Origin of the sequence: Microbacterium sp. B19, assembly GCF_000333395.1 — a bacterium.
Classification (GTDB): domain Bacteria; phylum Actinomycetota; class Actinomycetes; order Actinomycetales; family Microbacteriaceae; genus Microbacterium.
Genome location: NZ_BADA01000475.1, coordinates 1 through 1,275 on the forward strand (window position 1 = coordinate 1; position 1,275 = coordinate 1,275).

At 72.2% G+C, this 1,275-nt stretch carries 2 protein-coding genes; both read right to left on the minus strand.

From position 1 onward, the window contains the following. Nucleotides 1–739, minus strand: a 739-nt coding sequence (locus I5G_RS23130; RefSeq protein WP_239642562.1) for an MFS transporter, incomplete at its 3' end; no start/stop codon positions are given. Beyond that, nucleotides 736–1,173, minus strand: coding sequence for a MarR family winged helix-turn-helix transcriptional regulator (locus I5G_RS16635; protein ID WP_022880072.1), 438 nt, complete (start codon nt 1,171–1,173; stop codon nt 736–738). The genes I5G_RS23130 and I5G_RS16635, both read right to left, overlap by 4 nt. Nucleotides 1,174–1,275: the final 102 nt, after the last annotated feature.

The window sequence follows — 1,275 nt, forward strand, 5'->3', positions numbered from 1 at the left end:
CCCGGGCATCCAGATCAGGGCGATCCCGATGTTCTGCAGGAACACCAGCAGGCTCAGCATCGCCACCGCGAAACAGCGCGATCCCGACGCCGTCGATGCGCGGCCGTTCGTGCGGCGCCGGCTCGATCGCGGTGTGGGCGCGGAAGAACAGGGCGCCGAGCAGCAGCGAGATCAGCCCCAACGGGATGTTGATTGCGAACGTCGCGCGCCAGCCCCACGCGCCGATCAGCAGACCGCCGAGCGTCGGGCCGATGACGGCGGTGGTCTGCGTGGTCACCGACAGGATGGTCAGGATGCCGGCGGGAGACGCCATCCCGGTGCGCTCGGCCTCGGCGCGGATCATGTGCATCGCCGCCGGGTACCCGGCGCACGTGCCGAGCCCCAGGATCACGCGGGCCGCAACCAGCCACCAGATGCTCTCGGGCGACTCCGGCGCGAACAACCCGATCGCCCCGCCCGCGGCGACCATGACCGCGCCGACGAGGAACAGCGGCTTCGCGCCGAAGACGTCGACGAGCCGGCCCACCAGCGGTTGACCGATCGCGGTGGCGAGGTACAGCGCCGAGACCAGCCACACCGTCTCGGATGCCGGGGCGCCCAGCGCGATCCCGATGGGAGTGAGGGCGACCGCGATGATCGCGGTGTTGACCGGGTTCAGGATCGTGCCCACCATCATGGGGGCGAGCAGGCGCCGGTCGAACCGATCGGCGGGAGCCGTGCGGCGCAGGAGCGACGTCACGGGAGGAGGCGCCCGAGGATCGCGATCGTGGATGCCACGGTGGCGAGCTCGTCCGGATCGAGTTCGGACAGCGCGTGCTCGAGCCACTCCGCCGCGGCCTCGCGCTGCCCGACGAGTCGGGCGCGCCCCGCGTCGGTGAGGTCGATGATCTGCCGCCGCCCGTCGGACGGGTCGGGGGTGCGCGTGACGAACCCGGCCGACTCCAGCGCGTCGACCGTCGCCGCCATCGACTGCGGTCGGACCCGCTCGGCGCCGGCCAGGGCGCTCGCCGTGGACACCCCGCCCTTGCCGAGTCGTGCGAGCGCGGAGGCCTGCGAGGGCGTGAGGTCGTCGTCGGCGCCCGCTTCGCGCATCCGGCGGAGAAGCCGCGCGACGGTCGCCCACAGGTCGACGGCCGTCTGTGCGGGGGTGGGGGGAGGAGGAGTGGGGGGCACAAGTCGTCAGTCTAAACTGATCAGTTTCGCCTGTCGATATCGGTGACCGGCTCCTCGCCGCCTTCGGCGTGGGCGGGCTCGCGGGCAACATCGTGATCGGCA